Below are 26626 nucleotides of genomic sequence, written 5' to 3'. Positions count from 1 at the left end.
GAACCGCACCCGGATCAACCGCCGTGGGGGACGATCAGCTTGTGAGCTCCAGCTCCGAACTGATCGTCTCCCACAGTGAGTTGAACCATAAGTGCGACTGCTCCACGAACGTGGTGTCGCGCAGCCCGGCGCCCTGCTCGAAGGCGAACAGCATGGACCGGGTGCCCTCGGCGTCGTACATCTCCAGGGACTCGTGGTCGACCTCCTCCTCGCGGCGCGTCACCATGTAGTACGCGAAGAGCGCCTCCGCGCCGTTGAGCAGGTACAGCTTCACCGGCGGGGTGAAGGGCAGCGCGCGAAAGGTGACCCGCACATCGATGCCGTGCGTCGCCCGCAGGGCCAGCAGATTGTGCTGGAGCACCTGGCCCTGGGCGTTGCGCTGGGCGAGCCAGTGGCGGCGCAGCCGGCCCGCGGCCGTGGCGTCCACGGGGGCCGGGAAGGCGAGGTCGATATGGCTGCTCGGCAGCAGGACGCGGACGTCGACCTTGGCCGGTTTCAGTCGTCCGGCGTGGATCTGGCGCAGCGGTTCACCGATGGCGAGGGTGAGGGAGATGGCGGTCAGACAGAGGGCGTCGATCTCGACGTGCGGGGCGGCGAAGGCGGCGCCTATCCGGGGCGCGAGGGCCACCATGGTGGGCAGCGGAGGGGCTCCCGGGCCGGTCAGCGCCCTGCCGGGGTCCGCGGCGACGGTGGCCGGGCTGCCCTTGGACACATTGGTGAGCAGATGCTCGGACTGCAGGATCCGCAGCGCCTGCCGTACGGCTCCCCGCTCCACGCCGAATTCGTCGGCCAGCCTGGCCTGGGTGGGCATGCGCTGGCCGGGCTGGAGTTCGCCGGATCTGATCCGGGCGCGCAGCTCGTCGGCCACCTCGCGATGTGACTTCTGTGGCCGCGGTGACCTCTTCCGTCCATTGACGGAGGCGTGTTTCGGGTCCACGGCCAAACAGTACAACTTCCCGCCATCTTTGGGCAGTTCACCGGAAGGTGGTTATGAGACGCTTCCTTGCGGTCATAAGTACAGTGAAGTTGGTCGCCAACTTAAACAACATGGTCAAACTTTCAGGGGGTTGGCGATCCAATGATCAGGATCGGCTGGCCGGGCTCCCTTCCGGAGGGGAGCCGGGAGCCCGGTTCAGTCAGCACCACCGCACAACAACCACAACTGAAGAGCACGCTACGGATGAGTACGGAGGACAAGGCCTGTAGTCGGCGAAAGGGGTTCAGAACAGGTCCGGGCACCAAGGCCGCCTGGACGTACGCAGCAGGGCGTCGGCCACACGGGCGGCGCCCGCTCGTTCTTCCACGACCCGGCCGAGCGCGGCCAGCCGTACGGCCGACTCGTCGCCGAGCCAGAGGGTGGCGAGGTCGGAGAGGGTGAGGGACAGATCCGCGCTGTCGGTGGTGGCGACACAGCCCCCGGCACCGTCCGCACCCGCCTCGACCCGGTACCGCCCGCCGCCGTCCACGACATCGAGCACCAGCGACCCCTCACTCCCGTACGTCCGCGCCTCCATGGCCCGTACGACGTCGAGGATCCGCACCCACATCCAGTCGGCCTGGCTGGTGATACGGGCGGCGCGGGGGTTGGGGAAGAAGTGCGGAAGCAGGTCGTCGGGGGCCCGCGAGCCGGTCTTGACGGTGGCCACCCAGTCGATGGAGCACAGATAGCGCCACAGCGCGCGCTCGGCAGCCGGAGAGACGGCGATCAGCCACTTCACCTTCGCCGTGTTCAGCGGCTGCATGCCGTCGCCCCAGTGATCGTCGGACGTGTAGGCGACCATGCCCTCGACCTCGCCCGCCGGCGAACGGTATACGGCGTAGTGGGGCTCGACGAAGGAGTCGAAGAACAGGACCGCGCCGGTGGTGAGCTGCCACCACAGGTCGTCGCGGCTGACCGCGCCGGGCAGGGTGCGGCGCAGACGCTCATGGAGATCGGGGCCGAGCTTGCGTACGTCCGGGGCGTCGACGAGGTCGATACGGCCGCCGTCCTCGGGGCCGGACCAGCGGGGGTCGAGGCCGGTGCGGGGTACGTCGATCGTCCACTCGGCCATGGTGGTCGCGGGGCCGAAGCCGTAGCGGCCGTAGATCGGGTACTCGGCGGCGATGAGGGTGGCGACGACGTCACCGCGCTCCCTGGCGGCGTCCAGGTCCCGCTCCATCATGCGGCCGAGGAGGCCTCGGCGGCGGTGGGTGGGGGAGACGGTGACGTTGGTGATGGCGTCGGCGGGGACCGGGGCGCCGCCGACGGTGGTGAGCCGCTGGTCGAAGGAACGGAAGGTGGCGACGCAACGGTCCCCGTCGAAGGCGCCGAGCACTCTGCCGGGCACGAACCAGGGCTGCCGGGCGGCCAGTTGCTCCTCGGTGAGGCTGGGTTCCCGCAGGAACCCGGTGTTCATGGCACGGTTCCAGTCGGCGAACTCGTGCTCGGCGATCGGTCGGACGTCGATGTCAGCGGCGCGGGTCATGAAGTCACGGTAGGTGCGGGCCGGTGGGGGTGTCGCGGCGATTTTCCTCGGCCTCGTCGTCCCCCCACGGGGCTCACAACAACAGATCGTCCACCTGCGCCTCCCCTTCCCGGTACCGGCGGGCGATCTCCGCGCTGCAGTCGTCCGCCGTTCGTTGCAGGGTCTGGCGGCGCAGGGAGACCTGTTGCTCGTGGCGGACCAAGCGGGCCATCGCCTCGGTCAGTTCCAGGTCCGTGCGGGCGCCCAGGTCCGACAGTTCGACCTCCGCCAGCATCTCGGCCGCCAGCCGTCGGTACTCCTCGCTCTGCGGTGTGCCCAGCGTGACGTGCCGGGCCGAGGAGCGGTGGCGGGCCGGGGCGTCCCGGAGGATCTCCGGGAGCCGCTCCACGACGGACGCCGCGCCGAGCGGCGAGCGCCGGGCCAGCTCCGCCCGCAGGATGTCGATCCGCCCCTGAAGCAGCCGTCGCAGATAGCTCAGGTCCGCCTCGTCGCGCTGCGCGTCCCGGCGCAGCGTGCGCAGCTCCGGCAGACTCAGCACCGTCAGATCGTGCTCGGGCGGATCGGCGGGCAGCCGCGCCGACGCCTCCGCGGCGGTGCGCTGCGCGGGCGCTCTCAGTTGGCTCCGTTGTCCCGCGTGGGTCAACGAGACAGCCCCAGGCTGCTGCCCGGTACTCGGTGTGCTCATGTGCCTCTACCGTCCCCTCGACCGGCGTGTGGAAGCATCGTGCCACCCCAAGTGGCCGCTATGTGAACGAGTGCCCCCGATCAGCCCCAGATGGGGGGTTAAGGAGCAAAAAGAAGCCCCCTGCGAGTAACCTCCGGCCGCACGGCATGATGGTCGGCATGCGTGCAGTGGTACAGAGGGTGGACGGCGCGAGCGTCGTCGTCGAGGGGCAGACCGTCGGAGAGATCGTCGGCGAGGGGTTGTGCGTCCTCGTGGGCGTCACTCATGAGGACACCAAGGAGAAGGCGGCCCAGCTGGCCCGCAAACTCTGGTCGATCCGCATGCTCCACGACGAGAAGTCGTGCAGCGACATCGACGCCCCGCTCCTGGTCATCAGCCAGTTCACGCTCTACGGCGACGCCCGCAAGGGCCGCCGCCCCACCTGGAACGCCGCCGCCCCCGGCGACGTAGCGGAACCGCTGGTCGAGGAGGTCGTCGCCCAGCTGCGCTCACTCGGCGCGACGGTGGCGACGGGCCGCTTCGGCGCCCGGATGCGGGTGTCCCTGACGAACGACGGCCCGTTCACCGTGCTGATCGAGATCTGAGGATCTACGGCTCCACGACGACTTCCTGTGCCGCCGCCGTCTCCCCGGCCATCAGCGGCGCGTCCGTCGGCACATTCCGCTTCACCAGCGCGAGCGCGACAGGACCCAGCTCGTGGTGGCGTACCGAGGTCGTGATGAAGCCGATCTTCCGGCCGTCGGGCCCCTCGTCCGCGAGCCGGATCTCCGTGCCGGCGGCCGGCAGATGGACCTCGCTGCCGTCGAGGTGGAGGAAGACCAGCCGGCGCGGCGGCTTGCCGAGGTTCTGGACCCGGGCGACCGTCTCCTGGCCCCGGTAGCAGCCCTTCTGCAGGTGCACCGCGGTGCCGATCCAGCCCAGCTCGTGCGGGATCGTGCGGTGGTCGGTCTCGAAGCCGAGGCGCGGGCGGTGGTGCTCGACGCGCAGGGCCTCGTAGGCGAGCAGCCCGGCCGCGGGACCGGCCTTCTCGGCGTACGACTCCAGGTCCGCGCGCGGCAGGAACAGATCACGGCCGTACGCCGTCTCGCGTACGACGATGCCCTCGGGGACCTCGGCGATGGACCCGGCGGGCAGGTGCACCACGGCGAAGTCGGCGGTCCGGTCGGTGACCTCGACCTGGTAGAAGAACTTCATCGACTCCAGGTACGCGATCAGCGCTTCCTGGGTGCCGGGCTCGACATGGGCCCACACCGTCGTGCCGTCGTCCACCAGGTACAGCGCGTGCTCGATGTGGCCGTGCGCGGAGAGGATCAGCGCCTCGGTGGCCTCGCCGGCGGGCAGATCGCTGACGTGCTGGGTGAGCAGCAGATGCAACCAGCTCAGCCGGTCCTCACCGGTCACGGTGACGACCCCGCGGTGCGAGAGGTCGACGAAACCGGCGCCGTCGGCGAGGGCGCGCTGCTCGCGGAACAGATCGCCGTAGTGGGCGGCGACGCCTTCGTCCACGCCCTCGGCGGGGACGGCGCCGGGCAGGGTCAGCAGAGGGCTCTTCATGGACGTAAGCCTACGACTCGGTAGTTGAATTCTTCAGTGAGCTCTTCCTGGCGCAGTCCTTGCACCGCCCGAAGATCGCGAAGTGCTTCATATCGGTCTCGAAGCCGAAGGTGTCCCGCAGCTTGGCCGTGAACTCGGCGGCCACCGACACATCCGCCTCGATCACATTGGTGCAGTCGCGGCACACGAGGTGGAGGTGGTGGTGCCGGTCGGCGAGGTGGTACGTCGGCGCACCGTGCCCCAGATGCGCATGGCTGACGAGCCCGAGCTCCTCCAGCAGCTCAAGGGTCCGGTACACCGTCGAAATATTGACCCCCGACGCCGTCTTCCTCACTTCCACGAGGATGTCGTCGGGGGTCGCATGCTCAAGGGTGTCCACGGCTTCGAGCACGAGTTGCCGCTGCGGCGTCAGCCGGTAGCCACGCTGCCTGAGGTCGCTCTTCCAGTCGGTGCTCACCACACCGACGAGTCTAGAACTACTTGAAGAAAGCGATCCCGTCGTCCGGCATGTCGTCCGGGAGGGCCTTGGCCCAGCGTTCGACGTCCTCCGGGGTGACGACCTTCTTCAGGTGCGCGGACATGTAGGGGCGCAGCTCGACCTCGGGGGTCTGCTTCTCGCCGACCCACATCAGGTCGCTCTTGACGTAGCCGTACAGACGCTTGCCGCCGGTGTAGGGGCTGGAGGCGGCCGTGCGGGCCACCGCGTCCGTGACCAGGTCGATCTGGGGCTTCTTGTCGGCCAGCTCGCCGTACCAGATCTCGATGACACCGTCGTCGCGGGTCATCGTCACCTCGACCTTGCGGTCGGCGTCGATCCGCCAGAAGGCGTGCTCGGACTCCAGGGGCCTGACCTTGTTCCCGTCGTTGTCCAGCACCCAGGTGTGGGACTGGTACTCCAGGAAGTCCCTGCCGTCATGCGTGAAGGTGACCTCCTGACCGAAGTTGCACTTCTCGGAGCCGGGGAAGTCGTGCACGCCCGCACCGGCCCAGTTGCCGAGCAGGAAGGCGAGCGGGACGAGGTCCTTGTGGAGGTCGGAGGGGATCTCGATCATGAGTGGCAGTTCCTAGACGTGGGTCAGCGCTGGCCCTGGTACAGCTTCTTCACGGTCAGTCCGGCGAAGCCGAGGACGCCGACGGCGACCAGAACCAGCAGGATCTCGAAGAAGATGATCACGGGACGCTCCTTGGTGAGCTACAGGGCGATTGCACAAGGCCGGCCCCAGCTTACGCGGCCGGGGCCCGGCCCACTTGGCGAGGTCGGCTCAGATCTGGTCGTGCGGGAGTTGATTACGATTCCGTCATGGCGAAGAAGCTCGTGATCAAGGTGACGGCCGGGGCGGACGCCCCCGAGCGCTGCTCGCAGGCGTTCACGGTGGCGGCGGTGGCCGTGGCCAGTGGGGTCGAGGTCTCCGTATGGCTGACCGGGGAGTCCGCGTGGTTCGCCCTACCGGACCGGGCCGCCGAGTTCGAACTGCCGCACGCGGCCCCGCTGCCCGACCTGATCGAGTCGGTCCTCGCGGGCGGCCGCCTGACCCTGTGCACCCAGTGCGCGGCCCGGCGGGACATCACCGAGAAGGACGTCATCGAGGGCGTAAGGATCGCGGGCGCGCAGGTGTTCGTACAGGAGGCGCTGGGGGACGAGACGCAGGCGCTCGTCTACTGACTCGGGCGCTTCTTGCCGTCCAGTTCGTCCCACCACTCGTCGGACTTGGGGTCGCCGGAGGGATCGTCCCACCAGCGGTCGTCGGGGCCTCGGCGGTTGGCGATCATCGCGGCCAGGGGTGGGATCACCATCGCCACCACGCACATGCCCACCGCCACCGGGACCGACCACAGGCGTACGACGGCCCAGGCCAGGACGAACAGCGCGATACAGGTGCCCATCATGGCGAAGTACAAATGACGCCGCCGCGCGTACATACGTCCAGGGTAGGCCGAAGGGCCGCACCCCGGCGTCCAACCCGGGGGTGCGGCCCTTCGGCCGTTCAGGGGTGACTCAGACCGCGATCGCGACCTCCGCCAGGCCGCCCTGCTGGGCGACGACGGTACGGTCGGCCGTGGCGCCGGGCACCAGCGCCCGGACGGTCCACGTGCCCTCGGCCGCGTAGAAGCGGAACTGGCCCGTGGCGGAGGTGGGGACCTCCGCGGTGAACTCGCCGGTCGAGTCCAGCAGACGGACGTAGCCGACCACCGGCTCGCCGTCCTTGGTCACCTGGCCCTGGATCGTGGTCTCACCGGGCTTGATCGTCGAGGCGTCGGGGCCGCCGGCCTTCGCTCCACACATGCTGTTTCTCCAGAGGTCTTGAAGGTCGGGGGCTTACTTGTTGGCGCCGAGCTCGATCGGCACGCCGACGAGGGAGCCGTACTCGGTCCAGGAGCCGTCGTAGTTCTTGACGTTCTCCACGCCGAGCAGCTCGTGCAGCACGAACCAGGTCAGCGCGGAGCGCTCACCGATGCGGCAGTAGGCGATGGTGTCCTTGGCCAGGTCCACCTGCTCGTCGGCGTAGAGCTCCTTGAGCGCGTCGTCCGACTTGAAGGTGCCATCGTCGTTGGCGTTCTTCGACCACGGGATGTTGCGGGCGGTCGGGACGTGGCCCGGGCGCTGGGACTGCTCCTGCGGCAGGTGGGCCGGGGCGAGCAGCTTGCCGGAGAACTCGTCGGGCGAACGGACGTCGACCAGGTTCTGCGAGCCGATGGCCGCCACCACGTCGTCACGGAAGGCGCGGATCGAGGTGTCCTGGGCCTTGGCCTTGTACTCGGTCGCCGGGCGCTCGGGCACCTCGGTGCCGTCGACCAGCTCGCGGGCGTCCAGCTCCCACTTCTTGCGGCCACCGTCGAGAAGCTTGACGTTGTCGTGGCCGTAGAGCTTGAAGTACCAGTAGGCGTACGAGGCGAACCAGTTGTTGTTCCCGCCGTAGAGGATCACCAGCGTGTCGTTGGCGATGCCCTTCGCCGACAGGAGCTTCTCGAAGCCCTCCTGGTCGATGAAGTCGCGGCGGACCGGGTCCTGCAGGTCCTTGGTCCAGTCGATGCGGATCGCGTTCTTGATGTGGTTCTTCTCGTAGGCGGACGTGTCCTCGTCCACCTCCACGATCGCGATGCTGCTGTCGTCCAGGTGCTCCTGGAGCCAGTCGGCGTCGACCAGGACGTCGCTGCGGCTCATGCTCTTTCTCCTCCGGGGCAGTTGCGGCGGGGCGTGCGAGTGGGATGGATGCGCGCGTTCACGGGTGCGACGGCGCACGTGTGCCCTGGGCAGGGCGGCGGGGAATGCGAGGAGTCGGTGCTCTTCGCTCAGAAGGGGCGACAGAGCATGGCGGCGACGCGGCACAGGTCTACTGCCCGCCGCTTCGTGAGATCCGCCTGTCGCTTCATAGCTGCGATCGTAGGGAGGGACGGGCACGCGTGTCACCGGTGTGTCGCATACTGAGACGCGATCGTCCGGGATGCGGGATGAGTGAGGTATCGAGGCCCGCCCCGTACGGCTTCTCGGGGCGTGTATCCGTCGTCACATCTACGGTGCGGACGGCGCCGTCTCGCCTTTCGGACACCCGGGGTTCACCAAGGGCCGTATTACCCCGCGAGTCGGACGTTCGAACCCTTCACCGTGATCTCCACGCCGTTCTTCGCCGCCTCGACCTTGTCCAGCTGGATGCCGCCGGGCAGGCCGTCGATCCGCTGCTCGAAGTCGGTGATGTCCCGCGCCCTGGACTCGGCGATGTCGACGCCGCCGAAGGAGGGCAGCGAGTCGGCGTGCACCTTGACCCTGTCGCCCTCGGCGGTCACCGAGCTGAGCACGTGGACGGGGTTGGGCAGCTTCACACCGAGGACGGTGGCCTCGACGGCGACCTTGATCCGGCCGTTGCCGCCGTCGGAGAGGCCGACGACATGGGCGGTGACGCCGGGGCCGACCTCGGTGGGCTCCGACCGGGCGGTCTTGAGCAGCTCGTCGTAGCTGATGGAGGCGGTGCCGGTGGCGGTGGCGGCGGTGGCGGAGCTGTAGTCGCCGGAGAACTGCACGCCCTTCATGTTCGCCTTGAGGCCGTCGATGCGGATGGTCTCGCCGCTGTCGCCGGTCGTGGCCTCGTAGTCCTCTATGCCGACCTCGACGTCGTCCAGCTCACCGCCGGCCACCTGGGTGAGGAAAGGGAAGCCCTTGATGGACACGTCCGGGGTGGCGGCGAGGTTCTCCGTGGTCTTCAGCTTCTCGGCGGCCTCGTCCTCGGCGAATCCGACGGCGAGCCGGTCGGCGAGCACGAACAGGCCGCCGAGGATGACGACGACGATCAGCAGTATCCGCGTTGCGCGCATCTTCGGTGTTCCCCCACCTAGGCGGCCACGACGACCGGGTGGCCGCCCTTGGGGGGAGCGTAACCCCGCCAAGTGGGGGGTCCTGGGTTTTGTCGATCAGCTGTGACAGGCGAACTCGCTACCCCAGCGCCCGCCCCAGCACATAGACCGCCGGAGCCGCAGCCGCCAGCGGCAATGCCACTCCCGCCGTGAAGTGGACGAATCTCGACGGGTAGTCGTAGCTCGCCACGCGGTGGCCGATCAGGGCGCAGATGGCCGCCGCCGCGCCGAGCAGGGCGCCCTCGGGTCCCACGTCCGTCATGCCGCCGACCGCGATGCCCGCGCCCGCCGCCGCGAGGAGGGAGACGATCACGGAGGCCGGGGTGGGGAGCGGGAGGGCTCGGGCCAGCAGGGCCACGGCCACCGCCGCCGCGCCCACCGTCACCGCGTCGGCCTCCGCCGCCAGGTAGCCGGCCGCCACGATGGACAGGGCCGCCGAGGCGACCGTCGCCATCAGGCCGTACATGCGCTCGTCCGGGTCGGCGTGGGAGCGGAGCTGGAGGACCAGGGCCAGCAGGACCCAGACGCCGAGCGTGCCGAGGATCGCCGAGGGGGCGCGTCCCGCCACCAGGAGCGCCACGTCCGCCGTCAGCGCGCCCGCGAAGGCCAGCGCGATGCCCTGGCGGGCCGGCCACATGCCGTTCAGCCGGAACCAGCCGGCCGCGGTGACGGCCTGGAGGACGACCAGCGGGACCAGCAGGGCGTACGTGCCGATCGCGGCCGTGCCCGACAGCAGCAGTCCCAGCAGTGCCGTCAGCGCCGCCGGCTGCATGCCCGGCTCGATGATCGGGGAACGGCCCTCCTGACGCGCCCGCTGGGCGTCGGTGACCCGGGCGTTGCCGCCGAGGGTGGCCGGGCCGTAGCCCGACTCCTCAGGCGCGGGGGCAGGGGCCGCGGGCGGGGTCCAGGCCGGTTCCGGGGCGGGGGTCTCCGGGGGGAGCGGGGCGGCGTACGGCTCGTACCCCTGCTGGGGCAGATACGCCGTCTCCGCCGCCGACGCCGGTGCCTGGACCTGGGTCTCCCAGGTCTGCCCCTGCCACTGCTGGGTGTACTGCTGGGCGGCCTGCGGGTCCTCGTACCCCTGCCACCCCTGCTGTGCCGGCGCCTGCTGCTGCCCGTAGGGGTCGTAGGCGTCGTACTGACCGTCGTACGGCCCCTGATACGGCTGGTTGGTCATCGCTCATCCTCCTGCGAACGGCGGGAGCACCTCGACCGTGCCGCCGTCGGCCAGCCGTACCGTCTCATGCCCGCGGGTGCCCACGGGGTCACCGTCGATGAGGAAGGAGCACCGCAGCAGGACGCGCGCCAGCTCCCCGGGGTGTCGCTCACGCACCGCGGCGAGCGCGTCGGCGAGCGTGGCCGCGTCGTACGGCTCCTCGGCGACCCCGGCCGCGGCCTTCGCGGCGGCCCAGTAGCGCACCGTGACCTTTGCCATCCCGTTCCTCTGTCCTTCGGCTGTCGACAGGGCCCAGGCTAGCCCGCCCGGCCGACAGCCCAGCGACCGATCCGGGCCAGCAGCTCGTCGGCGGCCGCGTGCTCGGCATGGCCCATGCCGGGCTCCAGCCAGAGTTCGCCTCGGTCACCGGCGGCCTCGGCCAGCATGCGCGGGTGGTCGACGGGGAAGTAGCCGTCGCGGTCGCCGTGCACGATCAGCAGCGGGGTCGGCGCGATCCCGGGCACCGACTCCACCGGGGAGAGCGGGACCGGGCTCCACTCACGGTGGTGGATGCGGGTCCGGAGTCCGTAGCGGCCCACGAGGCGGCCCTCGGGGCGGGTTACCAGCCAGTGCAGACGCCGCATAGGGGCCGTACCGCGGTAGTACCAACGGGCGGGGGCACTGACCGAAACCACCGCGTCCGTACACGCTTCCGTGCGCCCCTCGCGCATCGAGCCCTCCGGTCCGTACAGCGCCCCGTGCCGCAGCACCACGGACCCGCCCATGGAGAACCCCACCGTCGCCACGCGCGCGTGCCCGAACTCCCGCGCCCACGTCACCGCGGCCGCCAGATCGAGCACCTCCTTGTCCCCCACCGTCGACCGCCCGCCCGAGCGCCCGTGCCCCCGGAAGGAGAACGTGACCACGGCGCCGTACTGCGCGAACGCCGTCGCCACGCGTCGCACGTGCGGGCGGTCCACATCGCCGGTGAAACCGTGCGCGATCACGAACACCAGGTCACCGGAAGGTGGAGTTCCGGCGTCGTATACGAGCGCACCCGGTTCGTATACGGAATCGATCGTCACTCCGTCTTCCGTACGCAGAAACGTCCGCATAGGGGTACGTCTGTGCGTCTCAGAGTTCGGAACAGACCTCGAACGCGCCACATGACCTGCCGGACCAGTCCTCATGTGGGCTATTCTGCTGGGCAGAGGACTCGGGCAGCGTAGCCCCCGGGTCCTTTTGTGCTTTCGGAAGCGTTGTATACGACGCGGGAAACCGCAGGTGTACGGGGCCCCGGGATCGCAGGGCTGTACCGCAGTGCCGCAAACGTCCTCGCAGGGACCGAGGAGGAACCAGACGTATGAGTTCTCTGCTGCTCCTGACCAATGCCCTCCAGCCGTCGACGGAGGTGCTTCCGGCCCTCGGCCTGCTCCTGCACAACGTGCGAGTGGCTCCCGCCGAAGGCCCCGCCCTCGTCGACACCCCAGGCGCCGACGTCATCCTGATCGACGGCCGCCGTGATCTGCCGCAGGTGCGCAGCCTGTGCCAGCTGCTGCGCTCCACCGGGCCCGGCTGTCCGCTCATCCTCGTCGTCACCGAGGGCGGCCTCGCCGCCGTCACCGCCGACTGGGGCATCGACGACGTGCTCCTGGACACCGCCGGACCGGCGGAGGTCGAGGCACGGCTGCGGCTGGCCATGGGCCGGCAGCAGATCGTCAACGACGACTCCCCCATGGAGATCCGCAACGGCGACCTCTCCGTCGACGAGGCGACCTACTCCGCGAAGCTCAAGGGACGGGTCCTCGACCTCACCTTCAAGGAGTTCGAGCTCCTCAAATACCTCGCGCAGCACCCGGGCCGCGTCTTCACGCGCGCCCAGCTGCTCCAGGAGGTCTGGGGCTACGACTACTTCGGTGGCACCCGGACCGTGGACGTGCATGTACGACGCCTGCGCGCCAAGCTCGGCCCCGAGCACGAGTCGCTGATCGGCACCGTCCGGAACGTGGGTTATCGATTCGTTACGCCCGAGAAGGGCGACCGCACATCCGAGGAGGCACGGGCCAAGGCGGCCCCGCAAAAGGCGGAGGATGCGGACGAGACGGCCGTCCTGGACGGCGTGGAGATCAGCGCGGACGCCTAGGACACGGGGACAGCGCTCAGGCGGGGCACAGGGAAGCTCCTTCACGCCCTGCCCAGAGCGGGTCCATCCGCGTAGACTCCGCGCGTGGCCAAGGTGACTAGGGATGATGTGGCGCGGCTGGCAGGGACCTCCACTGCCGTCGTCAGTTATGTCATCAACAACGGACCCCGGCCGGTCGCCCCGGCCACGCGCGAGCGTGTCCTCGCCGCGATCAAGGAGCTGGGGTACCGGCCCGACCGGGTCGCCCAGGCCATGGCCTCGCGGCGCACGGACCTCATAGGCCTGATCATCCCGGACGCGCGCCAGCCCTTCTTCGGGGAGATGGCGCACGCGGTCGAACAGGCCGCCTCCGAGCGCGGAAAGATGGTCCTCGTCGGCAACACCGACTACGTCGGCGAGCGCGAGGTCCACTATCTGCGGGCCTTCCTGGGCATGCGGGTCTCCGGTCTGATCCTGGTCAGCCACGCGCTGAACGACCTGGCCGCCGCGGAGATCGACGCATGGGACGCCCGGGTGGTGCTGCTGCACGAACGCCCCGAGGCGATCGACGACGTCGCCGTCGTCACGGACGACCTCGGCGGCGCCCAGCTCGCGGTGCGGCATCTGCTGGAGCACGGCTACGAGTACGTGGCCTGTATGGGCGGTACGGCCGAGACCCCGGCCGTCGGCGACCCGGTCTCCGACCACGTCGAGGGGTGGAAGCGCGCCCTGGAAGAGGCGGGGATCGGGACCGAGGGGCGGCTGTTCGAGGCGCCCTACAACCGGTACGACGCCTATCGCATAGCGCTGGACATCCTCTCCGGCCCCGACCGGCCGCCGGCGATCTTCTGCTCCACCGACGACCAGGCGCTGGGTGTGCTGCGGGCGGCACGGGAGCTGCGGATCGACGTGCCGGGCGAGCTGGCCGTCGCCGGGTTCGACGACATCAAGGAAGCGGCGCTGGCGGACCCACCGCTGACGACGATCGCGAGCGATCGGTCCGCGATGGCTCGGGCGGCGGTGGACCTCGTCCTGGACGACGGACTTCGGGTCGCCGGGTCCCGGCGGGAGCGGCTGAAGGTGTTCCCGTCGCGGCTGGTCCTGCGGCGGTCCTGCGGCTGCGCGTAAGCGCCTCTCGTCTTTACATCGGGCATACGAGGTTCTGTCGGGCTTCTCAGGGAGCGCTCAGGGAGCTCTCATGGTCGGGCGACAAGCTCATGGACATGACCGAGAGCTTCCGCCGTGACGGCGAGTACGAGCAGTACGAGAACCCGTACCAGGGCGCTCAGCAGCACGCTCCCTCCCCCGTGAACCCGGAGTGGCCGCCCCCGCCGGCCCACGAGCCGACCGCCACCGTGGAAGCTCCCACCGCCGCTGTGGAAGCTCCGCGCAAGAAGCGGACCCGGGGTCCTGTCGCTCTCCTCGCCGCCGTCGCGCTGGTCGCCGCGGCCGTGGGTGGCGGTACCGCGTACGCCGTTCAGGAGCTGACCGGCAGCGACACCGTCGCCGCCGGCACCACCACCAGCGTGGTGCCCTCCAGCAAGAAGGGCGACATCGCGGCCATCGCCGAGGCGGTCAGCCCGAGCATCGTGGAGATCAGCGCCACCTCCAACTCCGGTGAGTCCACCGGCTCCGGCGTGATCATCACCAGCGACGGCGAGATCATCACCAACAACCACGTCATCTCCGGCGCCTCCTCGATCAAGGTGACGACCAGCGACGGCAAGGAGTACACCGCGCAGGTCGTCGGCACCGACAGCAGCAAGGACCTCGCGCTGATCAAGCTGGAGGACGCCTCGGGCCTGAAGGCGGCGAGCCTCGGCGACTCCGACGGCGTCCAGGTGGGCGACACGGTCATCGCGATCGGCTCGCCCGAGGGTCTGACCGGCACGGTGACCAGCGGTATCGTCTCGGCGCTCGACCGCGATGTCACGGTCTCCACGGACGAGGGCCAGCAGCAACAGCAGCAGGGCGGCGGAGGCTGGCCGTTCGAGTTCGGCGGTCAGGAGTTCAACGGCGACACCGGCTCGTCCACGACGACGTACAAGGCGCTCCAGACCGACGCCTCGCTCAACCCGGGGAACTCCGGCGGCGCGCTGATCGACATGAACGGCAACATCATCGGCATCAACTCCGCGATGTACTCGTCGGCTTCGACCTCCTCCGACGCCGGCAGCGTCGGCCTCGGCTTCGCCATCCCGATCAACACCGTCAAGTCCGACCTGGCGCAGCTGCGGTCGGGCTCGCAGAACTAAGGGGTACGTCATGATCAAGCAGGTCTCCCACACGGCGACGGACACCGACCCGGCGCGCTTCGCTCTGGCCCTGGAGGTGGCGTACGAACTCCACGCGCCCGCCGCCCGGGCCCCGGAGCTGGCCACGGGCCGCGCCACGGCCCGCCGCGCCCGCCGCCGTACGACGGCCCGCGCGTAACCCGCTCTTCAACGCACCGACCGCGGACATGCGAGGCTGAATGCGTTGATGAACCGTCCCTCCGCACCCGAGGAACCCGAAGCCCATGAGCCCCGCCGATGGCGACCGTGACCCCCAGCGCATCCTGATCGTCGACGACGAGCCGGCGGTGCGAGAAGCACTTCAGCGCAGCCTCGCCTTCGAGGGGTACGACACGGAGGTAGCCGTGGACGGAGCCGACGCCCTGGAGAAGGCGACGGCGTACCGCCCCGACCTGGTGGTCCTGGACATCCAGATGCCCCGCATGGACGGCCTGACCGCCGCGCGCCGCATCCGAGGGGCGGGCGACACGACCCCGATCCTGATGCTGACGGCCCGGGACACGGTCGGCGACCGGGTCACCGGGCTCGACGCGGGGGCGGACGACTACCTGGTCAAGCCGTTCGAGCTGGACGAGCTGTTCGCACGGGTGCGGGCGCTGTTGCGGCGCAGTTCGTACGCGGCGGCTGGTGCAGGGGTTGTGGAGGACGACGAGGCCCTCACCTTCGCCGACCTGCGCATGGACCTGGCGACACGAGAGGTGACACGGTCCGGCCGCCCGGTGGAACTGACCCGCACGGAGTTCACGCTCCTGGAGATGTTCATGGCCCACCCGCGCCAGGTCCTCACCCGTGAGCAGATCCTGAAGGCGGTCTGGGGCTTCGACTTCGAGCCGTCGTCGAACTCCCTGGACGTCTACGTCATGTACCTGCGCCGCAAGACCGAGGCGGGCGGCGAGCCGCGCCTCGTGCACACGGTGCGGGGTGTCGGGTACGTGCTGCGCCAGGGCGGCGCCGAGTGAGACGGGTTCTACGGCGGTTCCGGTCGCTGCCGATTCGCTCGCGGCTGGCGTTGCTGGTGGCGGCGGCGGTGGCGTTCGCGGTGGCGGCGGTTTCGGTGACCTGTTGGTTCATTGTGCAGGGGAAGCTGTACGAGGAGCTGGACAACGACCTTGAGTCGAGTGTCGGTCGGTCACAGCCGGAGGCCGCGGTGGCCGCCGCCCTGAACGCCTGCGCGCAGTCGCCTTCCGACGCGGCTGTCTTCGGACCGCGGTTCAAGGGCTACTCCCAGCTTGTGCAGACGAACGGCACGGCCTGCCTGTTCGGCGGCTCCGAGGCCCTGGTCAAGGTCGCCGACAGCGACAAGAAGGTGGCAGAGGACCCACGCCTCAACAAGGGCACGCTCCGCAACGGAACGGACGACGACGGCAACCCGGTACGCGTGCTGACCACGGCACTGGTCGTCGGCAGCGCCGATGGGCCGTACGTCGTCAAGGACACTGCGCTGCTCGTCGCCGTACCCCTCAAGAGCACGCAGTCCACCCTCAACGACCTCGCCCTCATCCTCCTCCTCGTCTCCGGCGTAGGAGTCCTCGGCGCCGGAGCCGCAGGCCTCGCGGTCGCCCGTGCCGGACTGCGCCCCGTGGACAAGCTCACCGAGGCCGTGGAACACGTGGCCCGTACCGAGGACTTGAGTGTCCGCATCCCCGTGGAGGAGGACGCCGAGGACGAGGTGGCCCGTCTCTCCCGCTCCTTCAACTCGATGACCTCCGCCCTGGCCAGCTCCCGAGAGCTGCAGCAGCAGCTGATCGCGGACGCGGGCCACGAACTGCGAACCCCCCTCACCTCCCTCCGCACGAACATCGAACTCCTCACCCGCAGCGAAGAGACGGGCCGCCCCATCCCCGAGGCAGACCGCAAGGCACTGCTCGCCTCGGTGAAGGCCCAGATGACAGAACTGGCGGCCCTGATAGGCGACTTGCAGGAGCTGTCACGCTCGGAGGGCCAGCACGGTGAGCGGGTGCAGGTGGTGGCGTTGGAGGACACCGTGGAGTCCGCGCTGCGCCGCGCCCGGCTGCGCGGCCCCGAACTGACGATCACGGCCGACCTCCAGCCCTGGTACGTCCGCGCGGAACCGACCGCCCTGGAGCGCGCCGTCGTCAACGTCCTCGACAACGCCGTGAAGTTCAGCCCCGAGGGCGGCACGATCGAGGTCGCGCTGACCGACGGCGTCCTGACGGTCCGCGACCACGGACCGGGCATCCCCACCGAGGAACTCCCCCACGTCTTCGACCGCTTCTGGCGCTCCCCCAGCGCCAGGGCCCTCCCCGGATCCGGCCTGGGCCTCTCCATCGTGGCCCGCACGGTCCAACAGGCAGGCGGCGAGGTGTCATTGGCCCGAGCCGAGGGCGGCGGCACCGTAGCGACCGTACGACTGCCGGGCGCACCGGTGCCGCCGCCTGAGAGCCCAGACCCTGGGAGCGTCACGAAGCCGTAGGCGTCCAGCCCCCCAGCCAGTCCGCGACCTCCTGGTCGGCGGCCTGGGTGTCCGTCAGTTGAGGACGGTCGCTGCTTGCGGAGCCCGCGCCCGGGCCCATGTTCTTGTACTCCGCGAAGCGGTCGTTCTTCCAGGAGAAGCCGCCCATGTCGGACCAGGGGGTGGACTTGATGGCGGCGCTCAGGGTGGTGTTGCGGACCGTCGTCTGGGGGCGGAGGGTGGCGTCGCCGCCGGCGTGCCAGTTGCGGCCGAGGTAGAAGCTCCCCGCGGAGACGTCGCCGTTGACCGTGGAGCGGTTGATCAGCAGGCCCTTGCGGGCGGCCTGGGTGCTGGGGGCGGTGATGTATCCCGCCGAGGTGCCGTTCCAGCGCTTCTTCAGGGTGATGATCGACTGGTCGATCACGGCGGTCGCGCGGCCGAAGATGAAGTCGACGTTGCCGGTGATGTAGGAGTTCCGCACGTAGACGCGGCCCAGCTTGTCCGCCGATGCCGTGTCGAGGAGCAGCGTGTCCTGGTCGCCGTTGATGATGAGCGAGTCCAGGAAGACCTTGTCGGCCGCCGTGCGCAGGGCCACGGCCTGGTGGCCGTTCAGGCTCTGGTTCGCTCCCTCGTCGAAGTCGTTGGTGATGGTGAGGTTACGAGCCTGGAAGTCGTCCGCCTCCGCCGCCACCGTGGCGCTGCCCGACGTGCCGTACGTGCCCGAGCCGTCCGGCTTCGGGGTGCCCGACGCATTGTTGTAGACGATCACTGTGTCCTTACGGCTGCCGCCCGTGCCCTGGATCGTGACGTGCGGCTTGTTCGCCGGGACCTTGACCGTCTCGCGGTACGTGCCCGGCTTGACGGCGATGACGACCCGGGAGGGGTTGTTCGCCGGTACGGCGTTCACCGCGGCCTGGACGGTGGAGTACTGGCCGCTGCCGTCCTTGGCGACGGTGAGCGTGGTCGCGGCCGCGGCGGTGGTCGTCGCCGTGCCTATCGAACTGCGCGGGCCCGTACCCGACTTCAGCAGCGTCGGCACGTCCGCCGTCTTGTCCAGCGTGTACGCGTAGTACGTCTTCGGGTCGAAGGCGGTGCCGGCGCTCTCGTTGCGGCCGCTGGTGCCGACGAAGGTGTTGCCCTTCTGGACGATCGCCGCCGTGCTGTCCTTGATGACGGGGTTGTTGAAGCCCTGGAAGTAGGAGTTCTCCAGGACCATCTTCGTCCTGCCGCGCGAGTAGTTGCCGTAGGAGGAGGCGATGGTGGTGCCCGCCGTGTCCTCCAAGTAGTTGTTGTACAGGTGCGCGTGGGCCGCGTTGTCCGTGGACGGGTTGCGCTGTTCCGTCTCGCGGAACCAGTTGTGGTGGATCGTGATGTCGGTGACGACGTTCTCGGTCCAGCCGATGCCGAACGTCTTGTTGTTGTTGCTCAGCCTGTTCCAGGAGACCGTGACGTTCGTGCTGTCCTTGCGGACGTCGATCAGGCCGTCCGCCATATGACGCAGGTCGTTGTGGTCGATCCAGACATGGTGCGCGCCGTCCATCTGGACGGCGTCGAAGTCGTGGTCCTTGTCGTTCCAGACGCCCTGGTAGGAGTCGCGGATCGTCAGGTTCCGGATGATCACGTTGTGCACGCCGGTACCGAGGAAGAAGCCGCCGCCGACGATCTGCCCGGAGGTGCCGGAGCCGACGATGGTCTTGTCGGAGGCGACCTTGATCTCCTTGCCGACCGGGTTCATGTTGATCGTCGCCGCTACGACGATGACGTACGGCTCGGGCGCGGTCGCGTACTTCTCCAGCTCTGCGAGGGTCTTCACGGTGACTGTCCTGCCGTCCCGGCCGCCGTAAGTGCCGTTCTGACCGAGGGCGTTGACGGAGGCGAAGCCGTCCGCCGTGGCGGTCGCCCAGGCGGGGGTGGCGGCCGACGCCTCCTCGGCTCCGGCGCCGATCCCGAACACCGACCCGTACGCCAGCGTGCCGGCCGCGGTCAGCGCCAGGGGGACGCCGATGGCGAGAGCCGTGTTGCGCCTGCGGTGCCGGGGGCGGCCGGTGCCTCTGTCGCGGGGTGCGCTCATGGGGAGTTCCATTCCGTGCGGGGGTGGCTGACCGCAGATGGGTTGCCGCACGGGACGGAAAGGTTGCCGGGGAGTCGCCAGCTACGAAGTCGTGGGGGAGTCGTCGGTGAGGTCAAGCACAGGTGTCTGCCAGAAGAGCTCTTCGATCACGATCTGCGGATCTTCGGTCCGGCGGACGAAGCTGTACTTCAGCCAGCCGTTTCCCTCGTCGAAGAAGCAGACGTGGCGACCCTTCGGATCAGTGGACCGGACCGGCACGACCCACATGCCCTCGGGAAGTCCGGCATCAGCATCGCTGCCTCGGAAATACGGGTCTTTCGCCGTGACCAGTTCAGCGCGCGCTGCGAGGGCGATCTCACGAACATGGTCGGGCAGCGCCTCGAAGATGGCGAGAGCATCGATCCGCCAGTCCGCTTGCCATGGCGGCCCCATGAACCCATCAGTCACTCGCCGGGCTCCAGTTCTCGGACCCGGTGGTGAATCTTCGCCGCCTCTTCGAGGAGCGCTTTGGCTTCGGCAATGTCGGTGCACTCATATGCGGCGCGGTGTTCAAGATCGCGAACATGCGCGTCCAGCTTGGGGTCGCGGGCGAGGGCGTACTCACCCCACCAGAGGGCCATGAACGCAGGCACCGGCCCGAGGTTGTAGGCGTCGGCGATCGCCCGCTTCCAGTGCGCGTCGAAATCCGGGAGCAGCTCGGGGGTGTGCTCGGCGATGGCCTCGCGCAGCGCCTTCGGGGTCCGCTCGGGCATGGGAGGAACGACAGAACCAGGCTCCGCAGCGTGGGCACTCATGCTCACTGACCTCCTTCGACGCGTCGTATCCACGACCATAACCGCCTCATGCCTTCCTCATCAGTCGTTGTGCCCCGGCCGCCCATTGGACCGGAAGATCAACCATGAGGGAGGCGCGACCTCGCATGTCAGGCCTTCTGACCTGTGTCACCTGAACGTATGTACGCCGGCCTCGCCCTTGACGCCCGTCACGAACACCGACCAAGACGCGGCCGAGAAGACCAGCGGGCGGGCCGTCGGGGTCTTGCTGTCGCGGACCGGGACTATGCCGGGGTGGTCGTCGGCGATCTCGACGCAGTCGTTGGCTCCCCCTTCGCTGTAGCTCGACTTGCGCCAGGCGGCGGTGCTGAGGTCGGGGGTGCGCGTCATGATCTGTGCTCCTCCAGTACGTCCCTGATGAACCCCAGCGAGTCCGATGGGGACAGCGCCAGGTCGCGGAGCCGATCGTAGGACAGTCGTTGCCGCAGGACTTCGTCCGGATCTTCGATCAACCGGCTGCAACCGTTGCCTTCCTTGTAGGCAACGGCGCTTCCGTCCCTCTGCCAAAGCAGCGTCAGGGACCCGACCATATGGTGGTGCGCTCCTGCCGAGAACGGCAGTACCTGGAGCGTCATGTTGGCCCACAGCGCGGCGGCTTCGAGATGAAGCAGCTGGTCATCCCAGGTCTTGCCCCGGGCAGCAGGACGTCGGAGCGCGAACTCGTCCATGATGATCCGAACCTCGGGCTCCGGCTTCTGCCTCAGCAGGTACTGCCGCCCGAGCCGTGCCGCGACCTGCTCCTCAACCACCTCGTCGCCATCGGCCGTTGTCTGAGCCCCAGACAACACCCCCCGGGCAAAGTCCTCAGTCTGGAGAAGCCCTGGAACTCCCGGCGAGAACACCCACATGATCCGCGCCGTCGCCTCCAGAGCCATGTACTCCCTGTACTGGTCCTTGAACGCGTCCAGCCGAGCCGCCTTCCAGTGACGTAACAGCAGGTCACCGGTGCCGTAGTACTCGTCCAGGTCCTCCATGACCGTCACCTTGGACAACCGCTCCCCGGACTCCAACCGGCTCAGATAGCTCTTCTCGTACCCGGTCTCGTCAGCCAACTGCCCCAGTGACTTTCCGGACTTCTCTCGCAGAACCCTCAGCGTCTGCCCCAACATCGCCCGCCCGGAAACCGGTTCCGCGTCAACCGTTTCGCCCACGTCACCCCTCCCCGTTGTCTGCGCGCCAGACAACACCAAACCTCTTCCGCAGCGTAGGCGGAACCTGTGACGATCGAGGCACGAACGGTAATCACAGCTCGTCAAACCCCTGCCAAGAGGAGCTTCGGCATGAAGTCACTACTGCTCGTCCTCGTGCGAGCCCTCTTCCCCGCCCGAGGACGCCACCGAGCATCAACGGCCCGACTCCCGCTCCCCGTCCAGCCGTTACCCCGCTACCGTCACAACCCCTGCCCCGTCGAGTACGACACCCCCCTCGTCCGCCCCTACCTCCTCACCCCGGCCGAGCGCCACGAACGCAGGCGGCAACGCCAACGCCGCCGTGCCCTCTGGCTCGCCGCCTACGGCATCGACGTAGGCCCGCGCCGCATCCATGGCGTGGAGGTGTCCCCATGAGCGGCGAACTTCGCCTGCTCCCCTGGACCAGCCCCGAAGGCAAGCCCTGCTACCTCAGCACCGACGGGGGGCACGGCCCGCTCTCCCGGCTCGCCGACGAACTGGAGGACGCCCAACTCGCTTCCGGGGAACAGGTGCTTGCCGGAGCGCGGGCGGTACTGGCCGACCCCAAAGCCGGCGAGCATGCCGTGCGCTTCGCCCTCAGCAGGGCGGTGGAATCGCTGACGGACGTCCTTCGGGTGGCGGTCAGCCGAGGCGGAAGCATCGCTGGGGGCGACCGGTGACGGGAGCCCGGGCCTCCTTCACCAGCCCCCGCCCCAGGACTACGGGAATTCCAGCCCCGCCCCTGCCAGCCGCACCCTGATCCCCTGCTCCTCCACCCGTACGTCCGTCAGCCGCAGATCACCGCCGTGAGGCGGCTCCGGCAAGCGGAAGCCCAGGGACAGCCGGTCTGCCAGCACCGGGCGGGTCAGTGAAGGCAGCGCCTTGAGGAGCCCCGGGTCCAGGCCCAGGCGCTTCAGTACCTCGGGGTGCTCCAGCGCCAGATCGAGGAGGTTCACGCCCATCGCCTGGTGGACGAAGCGCGGCGTTCCCGTCAGCTTCGACAGTTCCGCGTCCGAGCGCAGCGCCTGACGTACCGCCGACTCCGGCACGCCCAGCCTGCGCACCACCGACGGCACCGACAGCAGCGCCTTCGCCTTGCGGGTCTCCCGGGTGAGCAGCGCGGCCGACGAGCGCGTCAGGTGCAGGCCCTGGGAGGCACCCGACCCAGGGCGGTACGTCGCCAACTCGCCGATGTCCAGCCGTATGCCGCCGATCTCGGTCTTCAGGCCTCCGGCGCCGGACCGGCCGATGCGTGCCTCCGCGCGAAGGCGCAGATCATGCCCGGCGACCGGCAGCGTGCCGCGCGCCAGCACCCGGTCCCGGCCGTGCCCGGTGAACTTCACCTGGGACGCGCCGAGTTCACGGTTCAAATCAGCAAACGACAGCAAGACCTCGCCGTCCATCGCGGGAAGCGTGACGCCCCGTATCGATGTCGGACCGTCCGCGTCGAGTCGTACGTCCCTCGCCGTCGCCGTCACGCGAGCCAATGAGACTCGGTCCGCGGCCACATCCGGCACAGTGATCCGTACCGACTCCAGGCGCTCATCCGCCAGTTGGGTCAGGAAGGGAAAGCCGCCGATCTCCACCTCGGGAGCGGCGTTCAGGTGCATGCGGTCCTTGAGGGCGTCCGCGGCCCGGTGTTCGGCGTAGAGCAGGGCCCAGCGGTCGCCGAGAACGAGGAAGGCGGTGACGGCCAGCAGGCCGATCACCGCCTTCGTCGCGAGCGGCAGACCCGCGAGGCGGCCGCGGCGGCGTCGACGACGTCCGCCACGGCGGTGGTTGGGCGGGGCCCAGTCCTCGTCATCCGGTTCACCGGCAAGGACACGAAGCTCCGCCAGCTCCTCATAGGGGTCGATTTCGGGATGCGTCACTATGTGGTGGGGGGTACGCATCGATCCATACGATCATGCGCACCGACCCCACCCGCAACCTCTACCGCCTCTTTGCGATTCAGCTCACGATCGTGATCCGGTTCGCCACCGGCGGCGCGATCGGGTTCGTGGCCGAGGAGTTGGCCGTCAGGTACTGCTCCAGGGCCGTCAGGTCGTCGGCGCCGACGAGGTCGCCCGTGCCCTGGCCCAGCGTGGTGAAGCCGTCGCCGCCGCCCGCGAGGAAGCTGTTCGTCGCGACGCGGTAGGTGGCCGCCGGGTCGATCGCGGCACCGTTCAGCTTGATCGAGTCCACGACGATCCGGTCCGCGCCGGTCTTCGTCATGTCCAGCGTGTACGTCAGACCCGCCGACGGCTGAAGGATCTTCGGCCTCGCCGCGTTCGTCCCGCTCACCTGCTCCTTGAGCACCTGGATCAGCTGTGCGCCGGTGAAGTCCTGGAGGTTCACGGTGTTGGCGAACGGCTGGACGTCGAAGCCCTCGGCGTAGGTGACGACCCCGTCGCCCTCACTGCCCTTGGCCGCGTAGGTCAGGGGCATGCGGATGCCGCCGGGGTTCATCAGCGCCAGGTCGGTCTCCGGGTCCAGCGTCCTGCCGTACGCCAGCTGCGCGTCCGCGATCAGGTCGCCGAGCGGGGCCTCCGTGCCCGTGTTGCCGATGTCGGCGGAGATGTAGCCGATCGGGCGGTTGCCGACGGGCGCCGCGAGGGTGTTCCACTCGGTGATCAGCTGAGTCATGTCGGTCGCCTTGGCGACGTCCCGGGTGACCACGTGGTTCGCCGACTTCACAGCCGTACGGGCGATGTCACCCGTCCAACGGTCGTACGTCAGCGTGGTGTCCGTGTAGAGCCGGCCGAAGGAGGCGGCCGAGGTGACCGTGCGCGGCTGGCCCGCCGGGTCGTTGATGGTGCAGGCGTAGGCCGCGTGGGTGTGGCCGGTGACCAGGGCGTCCACCTGCGGGGTGATGTTCTTGGCGATGTCGACGATCGGGCCGGAGATGCCGTCACCGGCGCCCGGCGCGTCGCAGTCGTAGTTGTACGACGCCGAGGCCGGGGCCCCGCCCTCGTGGATCAGCGCGACGATCGACTTGACGCCCTGCGCCTGAAGCACGCGCGCGTACTTGTTGATCGTCTCGACCTCGTCCTTGAACTTCAGGCCCTTGACGCCCTCGGCGGAGACGACACCGGGGGTGTCCTCCAGGGTGACGCCGATGAAGCCGATCTTGACGTCGTTCCTCTTCCAGACCCAGTACGGCTTGAGGATCGGCCTGCCGGTCTTCTCGTTCAGGACGTTCGCCGCGAGGTAGGGGAAGTCGGCGCCCTCGAAGCCCTCTGCGGTGTAGCAGCCGTCCGTGGGGTGGCAGCCGCCCTTCTGGAGGCGGGTCAGCTCGACCGGGCCCTCGTCGAACTCGTGGTTGCCGACGCTGGTGACGTCCAGGTCGAGCTTGTTCAGCGCCTCGATGGTGGGCTCGTCGTGGAAGAGGCCCGAGATCAGCGGGGAGGCGCCGACCATGTCACCGCCGGCCGCGGTGATGGAGTACTTGTTGCCCTCGCGGGCCTGGCGCAGGTGGGTGGCGAGGTACTCGACGCCGCCCGCGTTGATGGTCTGGGTGGTGCCGTCCTCGTTGAGGTGGGTGACCCGGCCGGAGGAGCCGTTCGGCGGCTCCAGGTTGCCGTGCAGGTCGTTGAAGGACAGCAGCTGGACGTCCTGGTAGCGGCTGTAGCCCCCCTTGCGGTCGCCCTCCTCCGCGGTCGCCGTCGCCGGCAGCGCGGCGGCCAGGGCGCCCGCGGTGGCGAGGCCCGCCGCGGCGGTGAGGATCAGATGCGTCCGGCGTCTGCGGCGGTGCTCCGGCTGCGTGGACTTGGCTGGCATACGCCCCCCTGTGAGTCGTATGAGGCAGAAGAGAGTCATGAGAGGGCAGTGACTGCCCGGGCGCAGCCTAGGGTCAACGCGCGTAGCGCGGAAGGTGGTTCCCGGTTACATCCTGGTTTCCCTTTTGCCGTCGGTTTGCTGTGGCCTCGGCTTACCCTCGTACGCATGACCAGCGACGACACCGCACGGCCCGGTGGGGGCCGCTCCATCGAGACCTATTCCGCGCTCACCCCAGAGCAGACCGAGGCGGTGCTCGCCCTGCTCGCCGAGGCCGCCCACAGCGACGGCCAGCAGGCGGTGTCCGAACAGGGACGGCTGCAACTGCGCGGCGGGGAGCGCGAGGGCGTCTCGCATCTGCTGCTCACCGTGGACGACGAACTCGTCGGGTACGCCCAGCTGGAGGACACCGATCCGGTGGAGGCGCCGGCCGCCGAGCTGGTCGTCCATCCCGCGCACCGCGGACACGGCCACGGGCGTGCGCTCGGCTCGGCCCTGCTCGCCGCCTCCGGCAAGCGGCTGCGGGTGTGGGCGCACGGCGGCCACTCGGCGGCCCGGCATCTGGCGCAGGTGCTCGGGCTCACCCTCTTCCGTGAACTGCGGCAGATGCGGCGGCCGTTGGCCGACCTGGACCTGTCCGATCCCGGGTTGCCCCGGGATGTGACGGTCCGTACCTTCGTGCCCGGTCAGGACGACGCCGCCTGGCTCGCGGTGAACGCCGCCGCCTTCGCCCACCACCCCGAGCAGGGCTCCCTCACCCAGCGCGACCTCGACGACCGGATGGCCGAACCGTGGTTCGACCCCAACGGATTCTTCCTCGCGGAGCGGGCGGGCGAGCTGATCGGCTTCCACTGGACCAAGGTGCATGCCGAGGCGGGGCTCGGCGAGGTGTACGTCCTCGGCGTGCGGCCCGGCGCGCAGGGCGGCGGCCTCGGCAAGGCGCTCACCGCGATCGGCCTGCGGCATCTGGCGGATCAGGGGCTGCCGACGGCAATGCTGTACGTCGACGCCGACAACAAGGCTGCGGTGTCGGTGTACGAGCGGATGGGGTTCGAGACGTATGAGACTGATCTGATGTACCGAACCGAAACGTGACCCTCAAGTCAATGGAGACCTGACCCGCAGCCTGCGCACCGGCTCCCGGGCCCAGACGGCACACCCCACCAGGGCCACCGTCAGCACCACCCCCCACCGCTCATGAGCGTCCGCCCACTCCGGATCGCCCACCGTGACGAACAGTTCCCACCGGTCGGGCCAGAGCAGCGGGGCCAGTACGGCCACCGTGAGCAGCCCGGCGCCGACGCCGACGCCGGGCTCCGGTTCGTCGGTACGGCGGATCGCGGCCGCCGCTCCGGCCAGCGCGAGGGCGCAGACGGTGGCCGCCTCCAGGGTGACCGCGCCCACCGGCGGCCGTACTTCGGCCGGGACCAGCAGGACCGCCGCCGTCCACCACAGCGCCGCGAACGGGGCGACCAGCGCCAGGCGCAGGGCCTGGCGGACGGGCCGTGGGGTCGGCACGGTGGCCGTGGTGTGGCGGGCGGGGTCGTCCAGGAGGAAGGCCAGGCCCAGGGCGAAGGCGAGCGCTGCGGCGCGCAGGGCGTTGAGGGCGAGCCAGGGGCTGAAGCCGGCCGGCAGCCGAGACGCCCCGGCGACCAGCAGTCCTAGGGCGGCTGCGGCGCCGAGCGCCCGCCAGGGCAACGTACGCCAAAGCGGGAGGAGCAGCTCGGGCACGTTCGACAGTCGTCGTGGAGTCGTCAACTC

The 26626-nt window shown here is 69.4% G+C and carries 33 protein-coding genes; 11 read left to right on the top strand and 22 right to left on the bottom strand.

Annotated elements, in window-relative coordinates; all coding sequences use genetic code 11:
* Positions 1 to 34: 34 nt before the first annotated feature.
* The 3 genes from H4N64_RS21080 to H4N64_RS21070 all read right to left on the bottom strand — a co-directional run bounded on the left by H4N64_RS21080 (position 35) and on the right by H4N64_RS21070 (position 3150).
* Positions 35 to 943 (bottom strand): winged helix-turn-helix domain-containing protein, encoded by a 909-nt coding sequence (locus tag H4N64_RS21080; protein WP_186283953.1) that lies wholly within the window; start codon positions 941 to 943, stop codon positions 35 to 37.
* Positions 944 to 1220: 277 nt separating this feature from the next.
* A complete protein-coding gene (locus H4N64_RS21075; RefSeq protein ID WP_186283952.1) occupies positions 1221 to 2465 on the bottom strand; it encodes a GNAT family N-acetyltransferase in 1245 nt (414 codons plus the stop codon).
* A 73-nt stretch (positions 2466 to 2538) separates the two neighbouring features.
* Positions 2539 to 3150, bottom strand: a complete 612-nt coding sequence (locus tag H4N64_RS21070; protein WP_186283951.1) for an RsiG family protein — start codon at positions 3148 to 3150, stop codon at positions 2539 to 2541.
* Between the two features lie 158 nt (positions 3151 to 3308).
* Here H4N64_RS21070 and dtd point away from each other — a divergent pair, with 158 nt between their 5' ends.
* Positions 3309 to 3734 (top strand): D-aminoacyl-tRNA deacylase, encoded by a 426-nt coding sequence (gene dtd / locus H4N64_RS21065; protein WP_186283950.1) that lies wholly within the window; start codon positions 3309 to 3311, stop codon positions 3732 to 3734.
* 4 nt (positions 3735 to 3738) lie between these two features.
* Here the strand turns inward: dtd and ygfZ are convergent, their stop codons facing one another.
* From ygfZ to H4N64_RS21050, 3 genes are read right to left on the bottom strand one after another with little or no spacing between them, the layout of a single operon-like run.
* Positions 3739 to 4704 carry a CAF17-like 4Fe-4S cluster assembly/insertion protein YgfZ gene (gene ygfZ / locus H4N64_RS21060; RefSeq protein WP_186283949.1) on the bottom strand — a complete coding sequence of 322 codons (966 nt, stop codon included), beginning with the start codon at positions 4702 to 4704 and terminating at the stop codon, positions 3739 to 3741.
* Positions 4705 to 4714: 10 nt separating this feature from the next.
* Entirely contained in the window at positions 4715 to 5164 is a 450-nt protein-coding gene (locus H4N64_RS21055) for a transcriptional repressor (RefSeq protein WP_186283948.1), read from the bottom strand.
* 16 nt (positions 5165 to 5180) lie between these two features.
* The gene (locus H4N64_RS21050) at positions 5181 to 5756 is read right to left on the bottom strand and encodes a heme-binding beta-barrel domain-containing protein (RefSeq protein ID WP_186283947.1); all 576 of its coding nucleotides are present in this window, start codon (positions 5754 to 5756) and stop codon (positions 5181 to 5183) included.
* Positions 5757 to 6004: 248 nt separating this feature from the next.
* On the opposite strand from H4N64_RS21050, the gene H4N64_RS21045 reads away from it, so the two are divergent.
* Positions 6005 to 6367, top strand: a complete 363-nt coding sequence (locus tag H4N64_RS21045) for a DsrE family protein (protein WP_186283946.1) — start codon at positions 6005 to 6007, stop codon at positions 6365 to 6367.
* Here the strand turns inward: H4N64_RS21045 and H4N64_RS21040 are convergent.
* The 8 genes from H4N64_RS21040 to H4N64_RS21010 all read right to left on the bottom strand — a co-directional run bounded on the left by H4N64_RS21040 (position 6361) and on the right by H4N64_RS21010 (position 11397).
* Positions 6361 to 6624, bottom strand: coding sequence for a DUF3099 domain-containing protein (locus tag H4N64_RS21040; protein ID WP_186283945.1), 264 nt, complete (start codon positions 6622 to 6624; stop codon positions 6361 to 6363). The two genes, H4N64_RS21045 and H4N64_RS21040, sit on opposite strands and share 7 nt — an antisense overlap.
* A 76-nt stretch (positions 6625 to 6700) precedes the next feature.
* Positions 6701 to 6988, bottom strand: coding sequence for a DUF1416 domain-containing protein (locus H4N64_RS21035; RefSeq protein ID WP_003991226.1), 288 nt, complete (start codon positions 6986 to 6988; stop codon positions 6701 to 6703).
* Between the two features lie 33 nt (positions 6989 to 7021).
* Positions 7022 to 7867, bottom strand: coding sequence for a sulfurtransferase (locus H4N64_RS21030; RefSeq protein ID WP_186283944.1), 846 nt, complete (start codon positions 7865 to 7867; stop codon positions 7022 to 7024).
* A 128-nt stretch (positions 7868 to 7995) separates the two neighbouring features.
* The gene (locus H4N64_RS46775) at positions 7996 to 8076 is read right to left on the bottom strand and encodes an Ms5788A family Cys-rich leader peptide (protein ID WP_350751515.1); all 81 of its coding nucleotides are present in this window, start codon (positions 8074 to 8076) and stop codon (positions 7996 to 7998) included.
* A gap of 198 nt (positions 8077 to 8274) precedes the next feature.
* Positions 8275 to 9012 (bottom strand): LmeA family phospholipid-binding protein, encoded by a 738-nt coding sequence (locus H4N64_RS21025; RefSeq protein ID WP_186283943.1) that lies wholly within the window; start codon positions 9010 to 9012, stop codon positions 8275 to 8277.
* Between the two features lie 118 nt (positions 9013 to 9130).
* Positions 9131 to 10228: a hypothetical protein gene (locus H4N64_RS21020; RefSeq protein WP_186283942.1), complete on the bottom strand. Its 1098-nt coding sequence runs from the start codon at positions 10226 to 10228 to the stop codon at positions 9131 to 9133.
* A 3-nt stretch (positions 10229 to 10231) separates the two neighbouring features.
* A complete protein-coding gene (locus H4N64_RS21015; RefSeq protein WP_186283941.1) occupies positions 10232 to 10486 on the bottom strand; it encodes a MoaD/ThiS family protein in 255 nt (84 codons plus the stop codon).
* A 38-nt stretch (positions 10487 to 10524) separates the two neighbouring features.
* Positions 10525 to 11397, bottom strand: a complete 873-nt coding sequence (locus H4N64_RS21010; protein WP_186283940.1) for an alpha/beta hydrolase — start codon at positions 11395 to 11397, stop codon at positions 10525 to 10527.
* A 173-nt stretch (positions 11398 to 11570) separates the two neighbouring features.
* On the opposite strand from H4N64_RS21010, the gene H4N64_RS21005 reads away from it, so the two are divergent.
* From H4N64_RS21005 to H4N64_RS20980, 6 genes are all read left to right on the top strand, one after another.
* Positions 11571 to 12350 carry a winged helix-turn-helix transcriptional regulator gene (locus tag H4N64_RS21005; protein ID WP_186283939.1) on the top strand — a complete coding sequence of 260 codons (780 nt, stop codon included), beginning with the start codon at positions 11571 to 11573 and terminating at the stop codon, positions 12348 to 12350.
* 84 nt (positions 12351 to 12434) lie between these two features.
* Positions 12435 to 13457, top strand: coding sequence for a substrate-binding domain-containing protein (locus H4N64_RS21000; RefSeq protein ID WP_186283938.1), 1023 nt, complete (start codon positions 12435 to 12437; stop codon positions 13455 to 13457).
* Between the two features lie 95 nt (positions 13458 to 13552).
* Positions 13553 to 14584: a S1C family serine protease gene (locus H4N64_RS20995; RefSeq protein ID WP_186283937.1), complete on the top strand. Its 1032-nt coding sequence runs from the start codon at positions 13553 to 13555 to the stop codon at positions 14582 to 14584.
* Between the two features lie 10 nt (positions 14585 to 14594).
* On the top strand, positions 14595 to 14762 hold the full coding sequence (locus H4N64_RS20990; RefSeq protein ID WP_186283936.1) for a hypothetical protein: 168 nt from the start codon (positions 14595 to 14597) through the stop codon (positions 14760 to 14762).
* A gap of 85 nt (positions 14763 to 14847) precedes the next feature.
* Entirely contained in the window at positions 14848 to 15582 is a 735-nt protein-coding gene (locus tag H4N64_RS20985; RefSeq protein ID WP_186283935.1) for a response regulator transcription factor, read from the top strand.
* Entirely contained in the window at positions 15579 to 17057 is a 1479-nt protein-coding gene (locus tag H4N64_RS20980) for an ATP-binding protein (protein WP_186283934.1), read from the top strand. Before H4N64_RS20985 ends, H4N64_RS20980 begins: the two co-directional genes overlap by 4 nt.
* Here the strand turns inward: H4N64_RS20980 and H4N64_RS20975 are convergent.
* From H4N64_RS20975 to H4N64_RS20955, 5 genes are all read right to left on the bottom strand, one after another.
* Complete coding sequence (locus H4N64_RS20975; RefSeq protein ID WP_186283933.1) at positions 17044 to 19107, bottom strand: pectinesterase family protein; 2064 nt, start codon at positions 19105 to 19107, stop codon at positions 17044 to 17046. The genes H4N64_RS20980 and H4N64_RS20975 overlap by 14 nt on opposite strands.
* A gap of 81 nt (positions 19108 to 19188) precedes the next feature.
* Complete coding sequence (locus H4N64_RS20970) at positions 19189 to 19554, bottom strand: hypothetical protein (RefSeq protein WP_186283932.1); 366 nt, start codon at positions 19552 to 19554, stop codon at positions 19189 to 19191.
* The gene (locus H4N64_RS20965) at positions 19551 to 19901 is read right to left on the bottom strand and encodes a DUF6247 family protein (RefSeq protein WP_186283931.1); all 351 of its coding nucleotides are present in this window, start codon (positions 19899 to 19901) and stop codon (positions 19551 to 19553) included. The genes H4N64_RS20970 and H4N64_RS20965 overlap by 4 nt, the downstream gene beginning before the upstream one ends.
* 147 nt (positions 19902 to 20048) lie before the next feature.
* Positions 20049 to 20270, bottom strand: coding sequence for a DUF397 domain-containing protein (locus tag H4N64_RS20960; protein WP_186283930.1), 222 nt, complete (start codon positions 20268 to 20270; stop codon positions 20049 to 20051).
* On the bottom strand, positions 20267 to 21091 hold the full coding sequence (locus H4N64_RS20955; RefSeq protein ID WP_186283929.1) for a Scr1 family TA system antitoxin-like transcriptional regulator: 825 nt from the start codon (positions 21089 to 21091) through the stop codon (positions 20267 to 20269). The genes H4N64_RS20960 and H4N64_RS20955 overlap by 4 nt, the downstream gene beginning before the upstream one ends.
* A 129-nt stretch (positions 21092 to 21220) precedes the next feature.
* On the opposite strand from H4N64_RS20955, the gene H4N64_RS20950 reads away from it, so the two are divergent.
* Positions 21221 to 21505: a hypothetical protein gene (locus tag H4N64_RS20950; RefSeq protein WP_186283928.1), complete on the top strand. Its 285-nt coding sequence runs from the start codon at positions 21221 to 21223 to the stop codon at positions 21503 to 21505.
* Positions 21502 to 21789 (top strand): hypothetical protein, encoded by a 288-nt coding sequence (locus H4N64_RS20945; protein WP_186283927.1) that lies wholly within the window; start codon positions 21502 to 21504, stop codon positions 21787 to 21789. Before H4N64_RS20950 ends, H4N64_RS20945 begins: the two co-directional genes overlap by 4 nt.
* Positions 21790 to 21828: 39 nt before the next feature.
* Here the strand turns inward: H4N64_RS20945 and H4N64_RS20940 are convergent, their stop codons facing one another.
* Together H4N64_RS20940 and H4N64_RS20935 are read right to left on the bottom strand one after the other, a co-directional pair.
* On the bottom strand, positions 21829 to 23001 hold the full coding sequence (locus H4N64_RS20940) for an LmeA family phospholipid-binding protein (protein WP_186283926.1): 1173 nt from the start codon (positions 22999 to 23001) through the stop codon (positions 21829 to 21831).
* 58 nt (positions 23002 to 23059) lie between these two features.
* Complete coding sequence (locus H4N64_RS20935) at positions 23060 to 24868, bottom strand: bifunctional metallophosphatase/5'-nucleotidase (protein ID WP_186283925.1); 1809 nt, start codon at positions 24866 to 24868, stop codon at positions 23060 to 23062.
* A 165-nt stretch (positions 24869 to 25033) separates the two neighbouring features.
* On the opposite strand from H4N64_RS20935, the gene mshD reads away from it, so the two are divergent.
* Complete coding sequence (mshD, locus tag H4N64_RS20930) at positions 25034 to 25960, top strand: mycothiol synthase (protein WP_186283924.1); 927 nt, start codon at positions 25034 to 25036, stop codon at positions 25958 to 25960.
* Between the two features lie 3 nt (positions 25961 to 25963).
* Here the strand turns inward: mshD and H4N64_RS20925 are convergent, their stop codons facing one another.
* Positions 25964 to 26623, bottom strand: coding sequence for an ABC transporter (locus H4N64_RS20925; RefSeq protein ID WP_260859839.1), 660 nt, complete (start codon positions 26621 to 26623; stop codon positions 25964 to 25966).
* Between the last annotated feature and the right edge of the window lie 3 nt (positions 26624 to 26626).

This window comes from Streptomyces cupreus (genome assembly GCF_014257025.1).
In the GTDB taxonomy this organism is placed as follows: domain Bacteria; phylum Actinomycetota; class Actinomycetes; order Streptomycetales; family Streptomycetaceae; genus Streptomyces; species Streptomyces cupreus.
Note: the sequence above shows the minus strand (reverse complement) of the source record. Positions and strands in the feature narration are given on the sequence as shown.